This window comes from Pseudomonas germanica (assembly GCF_019614655.1).
Lineage (GTDB): Bacteria > Pseudomonadota > Gammaproteobacteria > Pseudomonadales > Pseudomonadaceae > Aquipseudomonas > Aquipseudomonas neuropathica.
The window spans coordinates 4,953,632-4,970,932 of sequence record NZ_CP071586.1 but is presented as its reverse complement, the minus strand read 5'-3'; the positions used below and the strand labels follow the sequence as shown (position 1 = coordinate 4,970,932).

16 protein-coding genes are annotated in these 17,301 nt (G+C 59.1%); 9 read left to right on the top strand and 7 right to left on the bottom strand.

Annotated features, from left to right (window positions below; translation table 11 throughout):
- Positions 1 to 17: 17 nt before the first annotated feature.
- Positions 18 to 1,202, top strand: a complete 1,185-nt coding sequence (locus J0G10_RS21910; RefSeq protein ID WP_220556690.1) for a thiolase family protein — start codon at positions 18 to 20, stop codon at positions 1,200 to 1,202.
- Between the two features lie 135 nt (positions 1,203 to 1,337).
- Here J0G10_RS21910 and J0G10_RS21905 read toward each other — a convergent pair whose 3' ends face one another.
- Positions 1,338 to 1,532: a DUF6316 family protein gene (locus J0G10_RS21905; RefSeq protein ID WP_095125185.1), complete on the bottom strand. Its 195-nt coding sequence runs from the start codon at positions 1,530 to 1,532 to the stop codon at positions 1,338 to 1,340.
- A 210-nt stretch (positions 1,533 to 1,742) separates the two neighbouring features.
- Between J0G10_RS21905 and J0G10_RS21900 the strand changes: the two genes are divergently transcribed.
- Positions 1,743 to 2,696 (top strand): DMT family transporter, encoded by a 954-nt coding sequence (locus J0G10_RS21900; RefSeq protein WP_220556689.1) that lies wholly within the window; start codon positions 1,743 to 1,745, stop codon positions 2,694 to 2,696.
- 85 nt (positions 2,697 to 2,781) lie between these two features.
- Here J0G10_RS21900 and J0G10_RS21895 read toward each other — a convergent pair whose 3' ends face one another.
- Positions 2,782 to 4,176 carry a class II fumarate hydratase gene (locus J0G10_RS21895; protein WP_007908383.1) on the bottom strand — a complete coding sequence of 465 codons (1,395 nt, stop codon included), beginning with the start codon at positions 4,174 to 4,176 and terminating at the stop codon, positions 2,782 to 2,784.
- A gap of 193 nt (positions 4,177 to 4,369) precedes the next feature.
- Between J0G10_RS21895 and J0G10_RS21890 the strand changes: the two genes are divergently transcribed.
- The 7 genes from J0G10_RS21890 to J0G10_RS21860 all read left to right on the top strand — a co-directional run bounded on the left by J0G10_RS21890 (position 4,370) and on the right by J0G10_RS21860 (position 12,205).
- On the top strand, positions 4,370 to 4,891 hold the full coding sequence (locus J0G10_RS21890) for a DUF2059 domain-containing protein (RefSeq protein ID WP_095048575.1): 522 nt from the start codon (positions 4,370 to 4,372) through the stop codon (positions 4,889 to 4,891).
- A 12-nt stretch (positions 4,892 to 4,903) separates the two neighbouring features.
- A complete protein-coding gene (locus tag J0G10_RS21885; protein ID WP_220556688.1) occupies positions 4,904 to 5,203 on the top strand; it encodes a BolA family protein in 300 nt (99 codons plus the stop codon).
- Between the two features lie 101 nt (positions 5,204 to 5,304).
- Complete coding sequence (trhO, locus tag J0G10_RS21880) at positions 5,305 to 6,246, top strand: oxygen-dependent tRNA uridine(34) hydroxylase TrhO (protein WP_220556687.1); 942 nt, start codon at positions 5,305 to 5,307, stop codon at positions 6,244 to 6,246.
- Positions 6,247 to 6,281: 35 nt separating this feature from the next.
- A complete protein-coding gene (locus tag J0G10_RS21875; RefSeq protein ID WP_177409247.1) occupies positions 6,282 to 6,884 on the top strand; it encodes a DsbA family protein in 603 nt (200 codons plus the stop codon).
- A complete protein-coding gene (locus J0G10_RS21870) occupies positions 6,877 to 8,703 on the top strand; it encodes an ABC transporter ATP-binding protein (RefSeq protein WP_095048572.1) in 1,827 nt (608 codons plus the stop codon). Before J0G10_RS21875 ends, J0G10_RS21870 begins: the two co-directional genes overlap by 8 nt.
- 201 nt (positions 8,704 to 8,904) lie before the next feature.
- Entirely contained in the window at positions 8,905 to 11,364 is a 2,460-nt protein-coding gene (locus J0G10_RS21865) for an EAL domain-containing protein (RefSeq protein ID WP_220556686.1), read from the top strand.
- Between the two features lie 79 nt (positions 11,365 to 11,443).
- Positions 11,444 to 12,205, top strand: coding sequence for a TenA family transcriptional regulator (locus tag J0G10_RS21860; protein ID WP_371857736.1), 762 nt, complete (start codon positions 11,444 to 11,446; stop codon positions 12,203 to 12,205).
- 135 nt (positions 12,206 to 12,340) lie between these two features.
- On the opposite strand, the gene J0G10_RS21855 is transcribed toward J0G10_RS21860, so the two are convergent.
- The 5 genes from J0G10_RS21855 to J0G10_RS21835 all read right to left on the bottom strand — a co-directional run bounded on the left by J0G10_RS21855 (position 12,341) and on the right by J0G10_RS21835 (position 17,209).
- The gene (locus J0G10_RS21855; protein ID WP_220556685.1) at positions 12,341 to 13,267 is read right to left on the bottom strand and encodes a GGDEF domain-containing protein; all 927 of its coding nucleotides are present in this window, start codon (positions 13,265 to 13,267) and stop codon (positions 12,341 to 12,343) included.
- A 363-nt stretch (positions 13,268 to 13,630) separates the two neighbouring features.
- Positions 13,631 to 14,371 carry a YciK family oxidoreductase gene (locus tag J0G10_RS21850; RefSeq protein ID WP_095125179.1) on the bottom strand — a complete coding sequence of 247 codons (741 nt, stop codon included), beginning with the start codon at positions 14,369 to 14,371 and terminating at the stop codon, positions 13,631 to 13,633.
- Positions 14,372 to 14,443: 72 nt separating this feature from the next.
- A complete protein-coding gene (mupP, locus tag J0G10_RS21845) occupies positions 14,444 to 15,115 on the bottom strand; it encodes an N-acetylmuramic acid 6-phosphate phosphatase MupP (RefSeq protein WP_093435311.1) in 672 nt (223 codons plus the stop codon).
- Between the two features lie 4 nt (positions 15,116 to 15,119).
- Positions 15,120 to 15,818, bottom strand: a complete 699-nt coding sequence (ubiG, locus tag J0G10_RS21840; protein ID WP_093435309.1) for a bifunctional 2-polyprenyl-6-hydroxyphenol methylase/3-demethylubiquinol 3-O-methyltransferase UbiG — start codon at positions 15,816 to 15,818, stop codon at positions 15,120 to 15,122.
- A 56-nt stretch (positions 15,819 to 15,874) separates the two neighbouring features.
- Positions 15,875 to 17,209 (bottom strand): TRZ/ATZ family hydrolase, encoded by a 1,335-nt coding sequence (locus J0G10_RS21835; protein WP_220556684.1) that lies wholly within the window; start codon positions 17,207 to 17,209, stop codon positions 15,875 to 15,877.
- Positions 17,210 to 17,301: the final 92 nt, after the last annotated feature.

Below are 17,301 nucleotides of genomic sequence, written 5' to 3'. Positions count from 1 at the left end.
AAACAATGAGGTATGCCATGCGTGAAGTGGTGATCGTCGACAGCGTGCGGACTGGCCTGGCCAAATCCTTTCGCGGCAAGTTCAACCAGACCCGCCCCGATGATATGGCGGCCCATTGCGTCAACGCGCTGCTTGAGCGCAACGACATCGATCCGGCCAGCGTCGAGGATTGCATCGTCGGCGCCGGCTCCAACGAAGGCGCGCAGGGTTACAACATCGGCCGTAACGTCGCGGTGCTGTCGCGTTTGGGCACCGGCACCGCCGGCATGACCCTCAACCGTTTCTGTTCATCGGGCTTGCAGGCGATTGCGATTGCTGCCAACCAGATTGCCTCGGGTTGCAGCGACATCATCGTTGCCGGCGGCGTCGAGTCGATCAGCCTGACGATGAAAAGCGTCAACACCGATCACCTGATCAACCCGTTGCTCAAACAGCAAACGCCGGGCATCTACTACACGATGGGCCAGACCGCCGAAGTGGTCGCGCGGCGTTATGGCGTCAGCCGTGAAGCGCAGGATCGCTATTCATTGCAGAGCCAGATCCGCACCGCTCAGGCGCAGGCTGCGGGACTGTTCAACGATGAAATCGTGCCGATGGCGGTGAAGTACCGCGTCGAGGACAAAAACACCGGTGAATTGCAGATTCTCGACGGTGTGGTTGATCGCGACGACTGCAATCGCCCGGACACCACCTATGAAAGTCTCGCCGGGTTGAAACCGGTGTTTGCTGAGGATGGTTCGGTCACGGCGGGCAACTCGTCGCAGCTGTCCGACGGTGCGTCGATGACGCTGGTGATGAGCCTGGAGAAAGCCTTGCAGTTGGGCCTCAAGCCGAAAGCATTTTTTCGCGGCTTCACCGTGGCCGGTTGCGAGCCGGACGAAATGGGCATCGGCCCGGTTTTCTCGGTGCCGAAGCTGCTCAAAGCCAAAGGCTTGCAGGTGGCGGATATCGATCTGTGGGAACTGAACGAGGCGTTTGCTTCGCAGTGCCTGTACAGCCGGGATCGGCTGGAGATCGATAATGAGAAATACAACGTCAATGGCGGCTCGATTTCCATTGGTCACCCGTTTGGTATGACCGGGTCGCGGCAGGTCGGGCATCTGGTGCGGGAGTTGCAGCGGCGTAATTTGCGTTATGGCATTGTCACCATGTGCGTGGGTGGCGGGATGGGCGCGACCGGGTTGTTTGAGGCGGTTAGCTAAGCCAGAGCATTTTTGTTGTCTGTTCCATTGCTATCGCTGGCAAGCCAGCTCCCACAGGTTTCGTAGCGGTCGCACAAATTGTGTACGCCACTAATCCTGTGGGAGCTGGCTTGCCAGCGATTGGATCACTACCGCTTAACGACTGGAATTCAGTCCTTGCATCCGCGCGATGTAAGCCTGGATTTCCTTCTCAATCTGTACGGCACTCTCAAACGGCCCCTCAAGGGTATTTTCCCGTGTACTGAAATAAAGTTCACCATTGACCCGACACACCCGGTCGCTGCGAAAGTGCGTAGCAGGTGCTGGGTCCTGGGCGCGCATTGCTAACATGATCGGTCTCCTTGGCGGATGTGCTGGAAGGGATCCAATGAGCTTATGCCTGAAGCATTTGGCGCGCCTGTGCAGCCGATCAACGGCACGACGTCAATTTAATGCTGCGACCTGCACAGTTTCATTCACGTCCTGACCTTAACTGTCCCTGTGTGTCGGTTAATGGCGCGCCTAGAATGAGCGCACTTGTCAGCAGGCTTTGGGGTTTCCATGCACATTTCATCGGGTCGCTGGGTGTACGGCTTGTTCCTGGCGCTGCTGACCGCGTTTCTGTGGGGCATCCTGCCGATCAAGCTCAAACAGCTGTTGCTGGTGATGGACCCGGTCACGGTGACCTGGTTTCGTCTGCTGGTGTCCGGTGGCTGTCTGTTCATCTATCTGACGGCGGTGAAACGTCTGCCCAGTCGCAAAGTGCTGGGTCCCAGGGGCGGTTGGCTGGTGCTGATGGCGGTGCTCGGGCTGGTCGGCAACTATGTGTTGTACCTGATGGGGCTCAATCTGCTCAGCCCCGGCACCGCGCAACTGGTGGTGCAGATGGGCCCGATCATGTTGTTGATCGCCAGTCTGTTTGTGTTCAAGGAGCGTTTCAGTATTGGTCAGGGAATCGGGTTGGCGGTGCTGTTGATCGGTTTCGTGCTGTTTTTCAATCAGCGTCTGGCGGAGCTGCTGACCTCGTTGTCGGATTACACCGCCGGGGTTTTGCTGGTGCTGTTGGCGTCGACGGTGTGGACCTTCTATGCGCTGGGCCAGAAGCAATTGCTGACGGTATGGAATTCGTTGCAGGTGATGATGGTGATCTACCTGTTCTGCGCACTGTTGCTGACGCCGTGGGTGCATCCGCTCGAAGCGCTTAACCTCAGCCCGTTACAGGGCTGGCTGCTGCTGGCGTGCTGTATGAACACGCTGATTGCCTATGGCGCGTTCGCTGAAGCGCTGGCGCATTGGGAGGCGTCGCGGGTCAGTGCGACGTTGGCGATCACGCCGTTGGTGACCTTTGGCGCAGTGGCCATTGCGGCTGGGATCTGGCCGGACTATGTGCATGCCGAGCAGATCAATGGGCTTGGCTATGGCGGGGCGGTGTTAGTGGTGTTGGGTTCGGCGCTGGTGGCGTTGGGGCCTTCGTTGATTGCCGGGCTCAAGGCGCGGCGCATGCGTATGGCTTGAAGATCAAAAGATCGCAGCCTGCGGCAGCTCCTACAGAGGACGCATTCCAATGTAGGAGCTGCCGCAGGCTGCGATCTTTTGCTGTTTAGCCCTTGGCGCCAGCCTCGATCATATTCTCCGGCCGCACCCACGCATCAAACTCTTCATCCGTCAGATAGCCCAACGCCAACGCCGCCTCACGCAAAGTCAGCCCTTCGCTGTAAGCCTTCTTGGCGATCTCCGCCGACTTGTCATAACCAATATGCGGATTCAGTGCCGTCACCAGCATCAGCCCTCGTTCCAGATGTCTGGCCATGACTTCGGCATCTGGTTCCAGCCCGGCAATGCAGTGCTGCTGGAAGTTGCTGCAGCCATCGGCGAGCAGGCGAATCGATTGCAGCAGGTTGTGGATGATCACCGGTTTGAACACGTTCAACTGCAAGTGACCCTGACTCGCGGCAATGCCGATAGTTACGTCATTGCCCAGTACCTGACAGGCGAGCATCGACAGCGCTTCGCACTGGGTCGGGTTGACCTTGCCCGGCATGATCGAACTGCCCGGCTCATTCGCCGGCAGCCGCACCTCGGCAAAACCTGCGCGGGGACCGGAGCCGAGCAGGCGCAGGTCGTTGGCGATTTTCATCAGCGCCACGGCGAGGGTTTTCAGCGCACCGGACAGGCTGGTCAGCGGTTCGTGGCCGGCGAGGGCGGCGAACTTGTTCGGCGCGGTGACGAAGGGCAGGCCGGACAGCGCCGCCAGTTCTGCAGCAATCGCCTCACCAAAACCATGCGGCGAATTCAGCCCGGTGCCGACCGCGGTGCCGCCCTGAGCCAGTTCACACACCGCTGGCAATGCAGCGCGGATTGCGCGTTCGGCGTAATCCAGCTGCGCGATAAAACCGGAAAGCTCTTGGCCAAAGGTGATCGGTGTCGCGTCCATCATGTGCGTACGACCGGTCTTCACCAGTTTCATGTGCCGCGCCGCCAGTTCGGCGAGACCACCGGACAGCTCGGCGATCGCCGGCAGCAGTTGTTCCTGCACAGCCTGGGCGGTGGCAATGCTCATGGCGGTAGGGAAGCAGTCGTTGGAGCTTTGCGAGCGGTTGACGTGATCGTTCGGGTGCACCGGCGTCTTGCCGCCGCGCGGATTACCGGCCAGCTCGTTGGCGCGCCCGGCAATCACCTCGTTGACGTTCATATTGCTCTGCGTGCCGCTGCCGGTCTGCCACACGACGAGCGGAAACTGGTCGTCGTGCTGGCCGTCGAGCACTTCGTCGGCAGCTTGCTCGATCAGGCGGGCGATGTCGGCGGGCAAATCGCCGTTACGGTCGTTGACTCGTGCAGCGGCTTTCTTGATCAGGGCCAGAGCGTGCAGTACCGGCAGCGGCATGCGTTCCTGACCAATGGCGAAGTTGATCAGCGAGCGTTGCGTCTGAGCACCCCAGTAGGCGTCGTCCGGGACTTCGATCTGGCCCAGGCTGTCGGTTTCGATACGGCTCATCGTGCACACTCCTGTTGGTCTGTTTGCGCAGTTTAGGCCGGCATCGGCCGTGGTGGTTCCCTCGAACCGATTGTTGACCGGTAAAACCCGGCCAATCAAGCACGGCAAGGCTCGGGGGTTGAGCCACGAGGTTTTTTAGGCGCAGAATGGTCGCCCTTGGGGTTTTACCTCGCCTAGCTGAAAAGGAAACTCGATGACTCGTCTTCGTGCCATCTGCACCGCGGTTGCACTGGTTTGCGCCAGCGGCCAGGTGCTTGCCGATACCGCCAGCCACAACGCCAGTGCTGAAGCTTTCCTGACCCTGGCGCACGCTGACAAGCTGGGCACTCCGGTGTACATGCAAGTGCAGCAAATGTTCGCTCAGCGTTTTGAACAGACCAAAGCCCCGGAAGCCAAGAAAGCCGTTCTGGAAACCTACCAGGCCAAGGCCAACGCCGCCCTGGACCAGGCCATCGGCTGGAACAAGCTCAAGCCTGACATGGTCAAGCTTTACACCAGCAACTTCAGCGAATCCGAGCTGAAAGATCTGGTCGCGTTCTACAAGTCGCCACTGGGCAAGAAAGTCCTGGAAAAAATGCCGCAGCTGACTCAGCAATCGGCCCAGATGACCCAGGCCAAACTGGAAAGCGCCGTGCCTGTCGTCAACAAGCTGCTCGACGACATGACCAAAGAGCTGGACCCGAAAAGCGCTGCTGCGCCGGCCAAGAAGAAGTAAGCGGAGTTCGTGATGACCATGCAACAACGCATCGAATCGACGCTGGCCCTGCTTCGGCCTGAGCACCTGCAAGTGCTGGATGAAAGCCACATGCACAGTCGCGGGTTGCAGACGCACTTCAAGGCCGTAGTGGTCAGCGCGCAGTTCGACGGCCTGAACCGGGTCAAGCGCCACCAGAAAGTCTACGGCACGCTCGGTGAGCTGATGGGCGAGTTCCATGCGTTGGCGCTGCACACCTACACCCCGCAGGAATGGGCAGAGATCGGCGCCGCTCCGGCATCGCCGACCTGTGCTGGCGGCAGTAAGCATTAAGCTTCGGTTTTTTGCTAGAATCCGCAACGCGCCGCTCACCCGGCGCGTTTTTTTTGAATCCGGTTCACCCTTTGCGAGGGTAGCCACCTGGAGAAATACCCATGACACAACCGATTGTCGTGGCGGCACTGTATAAGTTCGTCACCCTCGAAGATTACGTCAACCTGCGCGAGCCGCTGCTGCAAGCGATGGTCGACAACCAGATCAAAGGCACCCTGCTGATCGCCGAAGAAGGCATCAACGGCACGGTGTCCGGCACTCGCGAAGGCATCGACGGTCTGCTCGCCTGGCTGAAGAACGACCCACGCATGATCGACATCGATCACAAAGAGTCGTACTGCGACGAGCAGCCGTTCTATCGCACCAAGGTCAAACTGAAGAAAGAGATCGTCACCCTCGGTGTCGAAGGCGTCGACCCGAACAAAAAGGTCGGCACCTACGTTGATCCGCAAGACTGGAACGCGCTGATCAGTGACCCGGAAGTGCTGTTGATCGACACCCGTAACGATTACGAAGTATCGATCGGCACTTTCGAAGGCGCCATCGATCCGAAAACCACCAGTTTTCGCGAATTCCCCGACTACATCAAAGAACACTTCGACCCGGCCGTGCACAAGAAGGTCGCAATGTTCTGCACCGGTGGCATTCGCTGCGAGAAAGCTTCGAGCTACATGCTCGGCGAGGGTTTCGAAGAGGTTTACCACCTCAAGGGTGGCATCCTGAAGTACCTCGAAGAGGTGCCGCAGGAAGAAACCAAGTGGCAGGGCGACTGCTTCGTGTTCGACAACCGCGTGACCGTGCGTCACGACCTCAGCGAAGGCGACTACGATCAATGTCATGCCTGCCGCATACCGGTCAGCGTTGAAGATCGCACCAGCGAGCATTACGTTGCCGGCATCAGCTGCCCGCATTGCTGGGACACGTTGAGCGAGAAAACCCGCCGCAGCGCCATCGATCGGCAGAAACAGATCGAACTGGCCAAGGCGCGTAACCAGCCGCACCCGATCGGCTACAACTACAAGCAAGCATCCACCGAGGCTTAACCATGTCTGCGCGCCTGCTCTATGTGATGGATCCGATGTGTTCGTGGTGCTGGGGTTTTGCTCCGGTGGCCAAGGCATTGGTCGAGCAGGCGCAAGCAGCCGGGGTGGAGTTGCATCTGGTGGTCGGTGGTTTGCGCACCGGCAGCGGCTCGGCGCTGGAGCCGACCACGCGTCGCTACATTCTTGAACATTGGCAAGCGGTCACCGAGGCCACCGGCCAGCCGTTCAAATTTGACGGCGCGTTGCCCGACGGTTTTGTCTACGACACTGAGCCTGCCTGCCGCGCAATCGTCACGGCGCGCAGTCTGGCGCCGGATTGCGCGTGGAAGTTGGTCGGGCTGATCCAGCAGGCGTTTTACGCTGAAGGCCGCGATGTCACCCAAGCCAGTGTACTGGTCGAGTTGGCGGAGCAGGCGGGTGTGCCGCGCATCGAGTTCGCGGCGTTGTTCGATCATGCCGATCAACACAAAGCCACTCAGGCCGATTTCAGTTGGGTGCAAGATCTGGGCATCGCCGGTTTCCCGACCCTGCTCGCCGAACGCAATGGCCAACTGGCGCTGCTGACCAATGGCTATCAACCGCTCAGCGAACTGTCGCCATTGCTCGGCCGCTGGCTGGAGCGCGCCGCCTGTGCCTGACCTGGCCGATGACACGCCAGCCGTAAAGCGTGTCGACCGGCTGAGCTGGGCAGAAGTCCGGCGACTGGCACTCACTCACAAAAAATCCCTATGGATTGCCAACGGCGTGGCTGTGCTGGCGACGCTGTGCAGCGTGCCGATCCCATTGCTGCTGCCATTGCTAGTGGACGAAGTCCTTCTCGGCCATGGCGATGCCGCGCTGAAAGTCATGAACCATGTGCTGCCGACGATGTGGCAGCAAGCGGCCGGCTATATAGGCCTGATGCTGCTGGTGACCCTTACCCTGCGTTGCAGTTCGCTGTGCTTCGGCGTGTTGCAGTCGCGGCTGTTTGCACGGCTGGCCAAGGACATCGTCTACCGTATCCGCGTGCGTTTGATCGAACGCCTCAAGCGGATTTCCCTCGGCGAATACGAAAGCCTTGGTAGCGGCACAGTAACGACGCACCTGGTCACTGATCTGGATACCCTCGACAAATTCGTCGGCGAAACCCTCAGTCGCTTTCTGGTGGCGATGCTGACGCTGGTCGGCACCGCGAGCATCCTGCTGTGGATGCACTGGAAACTGGCGCTGCTGATTCTGCTGTTCAACCCGCTGGTGATCTACGCCACGGTGCAGTTGGGCAAACGCGTCAAACACCTGAAGAAACTCGAGAACGACAGCACCTCGCGCTTCACCCAGGCGTTGAGCGAAACCCTTGATGCGATTCAGGAGATCCGTGCCGGCAACCGTCAGGGTTTCTTCCTCGGGCGGCTCGGTCTGCGGGCGCAGGAAGTGCGCAACTACGCGGTCAACTCGCAGTGGAAAACCGACGCTTCCAACCGTGCCAGCGGTTTGTTGTTCCAGTTCGGTATCGACATCTTCCGCGCGGCGGCGATGCTCACGGTGTTGTTCTCCGACCTGTCGATCGGCCAGATGCTCGCGGTGTTCAGTTACCTGTGGTTCATGATCGGCCCGGTCGAGCAACTGCTCAATCTGCAATACGCCTATTACGCGGCGGGCGGGGCGCTGGCGCGGATCAACGAACTGCTGGCGCGCGCCGATGAGCCGCAATATCCCGGCGGTGTCGATCCGTTCAAGGGCCGTGACACCGTAGGTATTCAGGTACAGGGCCTGAGCTTCGGCTACGGCGATGACCTAGTGCTGGATCAGCTGAATCTGTCGATTGCTCCCGGTGAAAAAGTCGCGATTGTCGGCGCCAGTGGCGGCGGCAAAAGTACCCTCGTGCAATTGCTGCTCGGGCTGTATACGCCACTGTCCGGCACCATCCGCTTCGGCGGTTCGACCCAGCAGGAAATCGGTCTGGACACGGTTCGCGAAAACGTCGCGGTGGTGTTGCAGCACCCGGCGCTGTTTAACGACACCGTGCGCGCCAACCTGACCATGGGCCGCACCCGCAGTGACGAGGCGTGCTGGCAGGCGCTGGAAATCGCTCAGCTCGAAGCGACCATCCGCGCCTTGCCCAATGGTCTGGACAGTATCGTCGGCCGCTCCGGCGTGCGCCTGTCCGGTGGGCAGCGGCAACGTCTGGCCATCGCGCGGATGATCCTCGCCGAACCGAAAGTCGTGATCCTCGACGAAGCCACCTCGGCCCTCGACGCGGCCACCGAGTACAACCTGCACCAGGCCATGGCGCGCTTCCTCAATGGCCGCACCACGCTGATCATTGCCCACCGACTGTCGGCGGTGAAACAGGCTGATCGCGTGCTGGTGTTCGATGGTGGCCAGGTCGCTGAAGACGGCGATCATCAGCAGTTGATTGCCGACGGTGGCCTGTATGCCAAGCTCTATGGTCATCTGCAGCAGATCCAGCGCCCTTGAGTTTCGTGCCGGTTTCTGTGCTTAGTGCTTGAATTGCATTAAGTAAAATCACTCGGAACTCCCGCACAGTCCCGCCATTTGCACAATCGACCTAGTGGACGGCAGAGCTGTCCCTTTGACTTGGCGAAAATTAGCCTAGGCTGAGCTGTCAGGAGCGGGATTTTCCGGTGTTCATCTGGCAGTGCTTGCGCAAGGGATCTCATGAAGCAAAAGCGGACTCTCGGAACGCCACGGTTGTTGGGCATCGTCTGGCCATTTATTGCCGTCGTGTTGTTTCAAGCGTTATTGGGCGGCGTGAGTCTTTACGTGCTCTCGGCGGTTCGCGGTTACGTCGCTGGTGAAAGCCTCTGGTCCAAGGGCCAGAAAGACGCGATTTACTACCTCAATCTCTACGCCGACAGCCGTGACGAGGCGATTTTCCTCAAGTACCGCACTGCGATCGGTGTGCCGCAAGGCGGGCATCAGTTGCGTCTGGCGCTGGATCATCAACCGCCGGATCTGGCCGCGGCGCGCGAAGGCATTCTAAAGGGTGGTAACCACCCGGACGACGTTTCCAGCCTGATCTGGCTGTACCTCAACTTCCACCATTTCAGTTATCTGGAAACCGCAATTGACCGCTGGACGGTCGGTGACGCCTACCTGGTCGAGCTGGATGACGTGGCGCAGGAGATGCACCGCAGCATTTCGCAAAACAGTGCCAGCAGCACTGATATCCAGCACTGGAAGGCACGGATTTTCGCCATCAACGATGGCGTGACTCCGGCTGCGAAAGCCTTCAGCGATGCCTTGGGCGAAGGCTCGCGGATGATCCTGCGGCTGCTGCTGTTGACCAATCTCGCCACGGCGCTGGGGTTGATCGTGCTGGCCCTGTGGCGTACGCACAAGTTGCTAAAACAGCGCCATGCCTTTGCCGAGGCGCTGCAACTGGAGAAGGATCGGGCGCACGTTACCTTGCATTCGATCGGTGATGGCGTCATTACCACCGACGTCAGCGGCGCTATCGATTACATGAACCCGGCCGCTGAAGCCATGACCCACTGGAAAGCCGAACAGGCGGCGGGTTTGCCGCTGGCGGCATTGTTCAATCTGCTCGACGACAACGCCCAGTCCGAAGGGCTGACCCTGATCGAGCACATTCTCAGCGGCAAGCTTAGTGGCGGCAGCGAGCACTCGAAGCTGATCCAGCGCCTCGATGGCACGACATTGTCGGTGACCCTGGTCGGCGCGCCGATCCGTAATGCCGGAAAGGTCAGTGGCACGGTGCTGGTCTTGCACGATATGACCCAGGAACGGCAATACATCGCCAATCTGTCGTGGCAGGCCACCCATGACGCGCTGACCGGGCTGGCTAACCGTCGCGAGTTCGAATATCGCCTGGAGCAGGCGCTGCACAATCTCACGCGCCATACCGGGCGGCATGCGCTGATGTTCCTCGATCTTGATCAATTCAAACTGGTTAACGACACCTGCGGCCATGCCGCCGGCGATGAGTTATTGCGGCACATTTGTACGCTGCTGCAGTCCGGACTGCGCGAGGGCGATACGCTGGCGCGACTGGGTGGTGACGAGTTCGGCATCTTGCTGGAGAACTGCGCGCCGGATGCGGCGGAAAAGATTGCCGAGGCGCTGCGTCAGACTGTGCAGAATCTGCACTTTGTCTGGAAGGGGCGGCCGTTCCTGACCACCGTGAGCATTGGCCTGGTGCATATCGCACAAATCCCGACGACCCTCGAAGCCTCATTGCGTGCCGCAGATATGGCCTGTTACATGGCCAAGGAAAAGGGCCGTAACCGCGTGCAGGTCTATCACGCTGACGATTCCGAACTGTCCCTGCGCTTTGGTGAGATGGCCTGGGTGCAACGCTTGCACATGGCCCTGGAAGAAAACCGTTTTTGTCTGTACGCCCAGGAAATCGCTCCGCTCAAGTCGGGTGACAACAACGGTGGGCATATCGAGATTCTGCTGCGTCTGCACGATGAAGCCGGGCGGATGATTCTGCCGGACAGTTTCATTCCCGCAGCCGAGCGCTATGGTTTGATGAGTCAACTGGATCGTTGGGTAGTTCAGAATGTATTTAAGGTTATTGCTCAATGTATTGCACAAGAACATCAACAACCTTTAGCAATGTGTGCGATTAATCTGTCAGGCATTACTATAGGAGATGACGCGTTTTTGCACTTTCTGCGGGAACAGTTTGTTAACTATGCAATACCGCCTGAAATGATTTGTTTTGAAATTACAGAAACCAGTGCAATTTCAAATCTGGGCAGTGCAATAAGATTTATTAATGAACTCAAAGACTTAGGTTGCTATTTTTCGTTAGATGATTTTTGCGCCGGAATGTCTTCATTCGCTTATCTGAAACATTTGCCTGTAGACTTCCTGAAGATCGACGGGAGTTTCGTAAAGGATATGCTGGACGACCCGATTAACCGCGCAATGGTCGAAGTGATCAATCACATCGGGCATGTCATGGGTAAAAAGACAATTGCCGAGTTTGTTGAAACAACCCAGATCGAGCAGGCCCTGCTTGAAATTGGTGTGGATTACGCTCAGGGTTATGTTATAGAACGCCCACAGTTGTTTACCTGCGACAGTTTGCAAAGTCGGCCCGCCAGACCGCAACCGCTGTTATTCAAAGCGCCTGGCACGTTCCGTTGAAGTCTCTCGCCGATCCTTACAATCACAAATCAAAAGGAGCCGAACAGTGATCGACACATTCAACCGAACCGGACCACTCATGGAAGCTGCAAGTTATCCTGCCTGGGCACAACAGCTCATTGAGGATTGCAGCGAGAGCAAGCGCCGGGTTGTCGAACATGAACTTTACCTGCGCATGCGTGATAACAAACTCAGCGCCAGAACCATGCGTCAGTACCTGATCGGGGGCTGGCCGGTGGTTGAGCAGTTTGCGTTGTACATGGCGCAGAATCTCACCAAAACCAGGTTTGCCCGGCATCCGGGCGAAGACATGGCGCGGCGCTGGCTGATGCGCAATATCCGCGTCGAACTCAATCATGCGGATTATTGGGTGCACTGGAGTCGTGCACATGGCGTCAGTCTGGAAGACCTTCAGGCCCAACATGTGCCGCCCGAACTGCATGCCTTGAGTCATTGGTGCTGGCACACCAGCTCAGCCGATTCGTTGATTGTGGCCATCGCGGCCACCAACTATGCCATCGAAGGCGCGACCGGGGAGTGGTCGGCGCTGGTCTGCTCCACCGGCGTGTATGCCGCAGCGTTTCCCGAAGAGGATCGCAAGCGCGCGATGAAGTGGTTGAAGATGCATGCCCAGTACGACGATGCCCATCCGTGGGAGGCGCTGGAAATCATCTGCACCCTGGCCGGGATGAACCCTAGCAAGGCCTTGCAGGCCGAGTTGCGTCAGGCCGTCTGCAAGAGCTATGACTACATGTATCTGTTTCTGGAGCGTTGCATGCAACTGGAGACGTCGGAACGCTTGCTGGTCAACCGAGAGCGCAGGGCGGTAGTCGAGAGCTGATATTCGTCTTCACGCAAAACCAATGTGGGAGCGAGCCTGCTCGCGAAAGCGGTATGCCAGTCAACTCATGGTTGAATGTCAGATCGCATTCGCGAGCAAGCTCGCTCCCACACTGTTTTGTGTTGCCTGAAAGGCTTAGCCCGCCATCGCCAGGCGGTTGCGACCTTCACGCTTGGCCACATACAACGCACTGTCAGCGCGGCGCAGCAAGCTGTCGGCCGATTCCCCCGGCAACAACGTCGAGCAGCCCAGGCTCACCGTCAATTCAATCAAATGTCCATCCGCATAGTATTCGGCCGCCTGCGTCGCATAACGCAGTCGTTCGCCGACCATCGCTGCCGCTTCCCGGCTGGTGTTGGACAGCAGCACCAGAAACTCTTCGCCACCGTAACGGAACACCATATCGACGTTGCGCAGTTGCGCCTTGATTGTCGCGGCGATGGCTTTAAGCACGTCATCGCCGGCGCTGTGGCCATGGCTGTCGTTGACCCGCTTGAAGTGGTCGATATCGAGCATCAGCAGCGACAACGGTTGTTGATGTCGGCGAGACATATCGATCTCCCGCTGCAGGGTTTGCTCCATGGCGATGCGGTTACCGGCGCCGGTCAGCGGGTCGCGCAGGGCACTCTGAGTCGCCTCGCGATAAAGCAGCGCGTTGCGCATCGGGTACAGCAAGGATGAGAGTAACGACTCCAGCTGACCTTGTTCCGTGTCGTTGAAACGCTGATTGCGACGGAACACCAGTTCGCCCATGTGCTCGCCTTCGTGGCTCAGGGTATAGCTGATCGAGTGGTGGCCGCGGGCACCGAATTCCAGGCGCAGGTCGCTGCCCTGATGCACGTAGCTGAGCGCGTCCAGGGGCACGAGGCGCTGAACTTCGCGGAAAAACAGACCGAGGATGCGTTGCGGTTCGAGGCTGGTTTGCAGTTGCAGGCTCATTTGCTGGCGCAATTGCGCAAGACTGGCCGGTCGCTCCAGAAGGGGAGGCAGCTGACCAAAGCCCAGGCGTTGCAATTTGGCACTGTCAAAGTCAATTGCATTGGTCTGGGAGGGTGATTTCATATGGCGTGAGCCCCTAAAGCAGTAAGTCTGTCTTACAGGCTGGGTGAGAGCGGCTATGGGCTGCGCGTCATACTGATCCATCAGTCCCGTAGGACATTTGGCGTAAGTTTAGTCTGCCTGAAGACGATTAGTCAGCTATCGAAATCGGCTTTGCCCCACTGCCTTCACACGGCATGCTTTGAGGAAATTTAGAGCGAAAGTCGTGCCATTCGGTTCGGTTTTATTTAAACCGTTTTGAATCAATAAGTTGGCTGATCAAGGGGGAGGAGTGTGCTGGAAAATTGACTGAAATATGACGGTCGCCAGCGGCAAATGCATGCCGCGACAGGAATCTGCCGCGGCAACAAAAGCGACGTATGGCAGTTATTGCGCGTTGAAGGCCTGGCCGTTGATGCCCGAGCTGTCCGGGCCCATCAGGTACAGGTAGACCGGCATGATCTCCTCCGGCGTCGGGTTGTTCAGCGGGTTTTCCCCCGGATACGCCTGGGCGCGCATGCTGGTGCGCGTGCCGCCCGGGTTGATGCTGTTGGAGCGTACCGGCGCGACACCGTCGACTTCATCGGCCAGGGTTTGCATCAAGCCTTCGGTGGCGAACTTCGATACGCCATAAGCGCCCCAGTACGCACGGCCTTTGCGACCGACGCTGCTGGAGGTGAACACCACCGAGGCATCCTGCGACAGTTTGAGCAGCGGCAGCAGGGTGCTGGTCAGCATGAACATGGCGTTGACGTTGACTTGCATCACGCGCATGAAGTTTTCACCGGACAACTGTTCGATCGGCGTGCGTGGACCGATGATCGAAGCGTTGTGCAGCAGACCGTCGAGGTGGCCGAACTCGGTCTCGATCATCGCGGCCAACTCATCGTACTGATGGGGCAGGGCGGTTTCCAGATTGAACGGAATCACCGCCGGTTGCGGATGTCCGGCAGCTTCGATCTCGTCATACACCTGCGTCAGATTGGCCTCGGTCTTGCCCAGCAGCAGTACCGTAGCGCCATGGGCGGCGTAGGTTTTCGCGGCCGCCGCGCCAATGCCACGACCGGCACCGGTGACTAGAATGACCCGATCCTTGAGCAATTCGGGACGAGCGGAGTAATCAAACATAAAAACCTCATCAAGTCAGATCGTTCCCACGCTCTGCGTGGGAATGCAGCCAATGACGCTCTGCGTCAGGTCTCAGCAACTGCAAAGCGCGCTATCGAGCACCTTGCGCAGCTCCGACGGATGATCCACCACCACGTCCGCCCCCCAATGCCGCGGGTTGTCGTCCGGGTGGATGTAGCCGAACGTCACCGCTGCCGTTTTCGTACCGGCATCGCGCCCCGATTCGATATCACGCAGATCATCGCCGACAAACAGCACCGTCGCCGGATCCAGATCAAGCATCTTGCACGCGAGGATCAACGGCTCCGGATCCGGCTTGCTGTTCTTCACGTGATCCGGGCAGATCAGCAGCGCCGAACGCTCAGCCAATCCCAGTTGCTGCATGATCGGCTCGGCAAAGCGCAGTGGCTTGTTGGTCACCACGCCCCAGATCAGCTTGGCCTTTTCGATATCGGCCAGCAGTTCACCCATGCCGTCAAACAGTTTGCTGTGCACGGCGCAGCCAACCAGATAGCGCTCAAGGAACTCCAGACGCAGTTCTTCGAAGCCCGGCGATTCCGGGTCCATCGAAAACGTCACCGCGACCATGGCTTTGGCGCCACCGGAAATCTCGTCGCGGATGTGCTTGTCGTTGATCGGCGGCAAGCCGCGATCTGCACGCATGGCCTGGCAGATGGCGATGAAGTCCGGCGCCGTGTCGAGCAGGGTGCCGTCCATGTCGAAGAGAACTGCTCTGATCGCCATCGGCTTACTCCTCGCGCAGGGTCTGGATCATGTAGTTGACGTCAACGTCGCTGGCCAGCTTGTAGTGCTTGGTCAGCGGGTTGTAGGTCAGGCCGATGATGTCTTTGACGGTCAGGCCGGCCATGCGGCTCCAGGCGCCGAGCTCGGACGGGCGGATGAATTTCTTGAAGTCGTGGGTGCCGCGCGGCAGCAACTTCATGATGTATTCAGCGCCGATGATGGCGAACAGGTACGCCTTCGGGTTGCGGTTGATGGTCGAGAAGAACACCTGACCGCCCGGCTTGACCATGCGGAAGCAGGCGCGGATCACTGACGACGGATCCGGCACGTGCTCGAGCATTTCCAGGCACGTGACCACGTCAAACTGCTCCGGCATTTCTTCGGCCAGAGCTTCGGCGGTGATCTGGCGGTACTCAACGCTGACGCCGGATTCCAGCTGATGCAGTTGCGCGACCGCCAGCGGCGCTTCGCCCATGTCGATGCCCATCACCGTGGCACCGCGTTGCGCCATGGCTTCGCTGAGGATGCCGCCGCCGCAACCGACGTCGAGGACTTTCTTGCCGGCCAGATTGACCCGCTCGTCAATCCAGTTGACCCGCAGCGGGTTGATGTCGTGCAGTGGTTTGAACTCGCTTTCGCGGTCCCACCAGCGATGGGCCAAGGCTTCGAATTTGGCGATTTCGGCGTGGTCGACGTTGCTCATGTTAAATCCTCTAAAACTTTAAAAGTGCTGTAGCCCTGGCGTTTGCGCCAAGGTGTTTACGATTCGGTGTGGCCGCTGATGCGCTGGCCCCAGGTCCGGGCGGTGGCGCCCAGTTGCTCTTCGTCCATGCGCGTCAGGCGGCGGTCGTCGAGCAGTTGCTTGCCAGCGACCCACAGGTGTTTCACGCAATCGCGACCGGTGGCATATATAAGCTGCGAGACCGGGTCATATACCGGTTGCTGGGCCAGGCCGGACAGGTCGAAAGCGACGATGTCGGCAGCTTTGCCAATTTCCAGCGAGCCGACTTGCGCCTCGATCCCCAGTGCGCGCGCGCCATTCAGCGTGGCCATGCGCAGTGCTCGATGGGCATCCAGCGCAGTGGCCGAGCCGGCGACGGCTTTGGCTAGGAGTGCAGCGGTACGGGTTTCGCCGAGCAGATCGAGATCGTTATTGCTGGCGGCGCCATCGGTGCCAACGGCCACGTTGACGCCAGCCTGCCACAAACGCTCGACCGGGCAGAAGCCGCTGGCGAGTTTGAGGTTCGATTCCGGGCAGTGGATCACGCTGGTGTTGCTTTCTACCAGCAACGCCAGGTCGTCATCGCTGATCTGGGTCATGTGCACGGCCTGGAAGCGCGGGCCAAGCAGGCCGAGACGACCGAGGCGCGCGAGCGGACGTTCGCCGCGCTGCTCCAGCGCTTGCTGAACTTCGAAAGCGGTTTCGTGCACGTGCATATGGATCGAGGCGTCCAGCTCCTCGGCAATCACGCGGATTTTCTCCAGGTTTTCGTCGCCGACGGTGTACGGTGCATGGGGGCCGAAGGTGATCTTGATCCGTTCATGGTGCTTGAGATCGCCGAACAACTCGACGCCCTGACGAATGGCTTCATCGGCGCTGCTGGCGCCCGGAATCGGGAAATCAAGGATCGGAATGGCGATCTGCGCGCGAATGCCGCTGTTGTGCACACGCTCGCTGGCGACTTTCGGGAAGAAATACATGTCCGAAAAACAGGTGATGCCGCCCTTGATCTGCTCGGCGATAGCCAAATCAGTCCCATCGCGAACGAAATCTTCATCGACCCACTTGGCCTCGGCCGGCCAGATGTGATTTTCCAGCCAGATCATCAGCGGCAAATCATCGGCCAGGCCACGAAACAGCGTCATCGCCGCGTGACCGTGCGCATTGATCAGACCGGGGGCGAGCAGCACATCCGGCAATTCCCGGATCTCAGTGGCGTTACACTTCAATGCTTCGGCGCGCGGGCCGATAAACACGATGCGACCGTCGCGAATGCCCAGGCCGTGCTCCTTGAGCACAACGCCTGCAGGTTCGACGGGTACCAGCCAGGTCGGCAGCAATAATAAGTCGAGCGCAATGGCAGGTTTCGGCATCGAGGGTCGGTTCCAGTGCTTTTGTAAAGGATGGCGAAGTATACCCGAGCGTCTTCGCGGGGGGATCGCTATAATCGGCGGCTTTTGTTCAT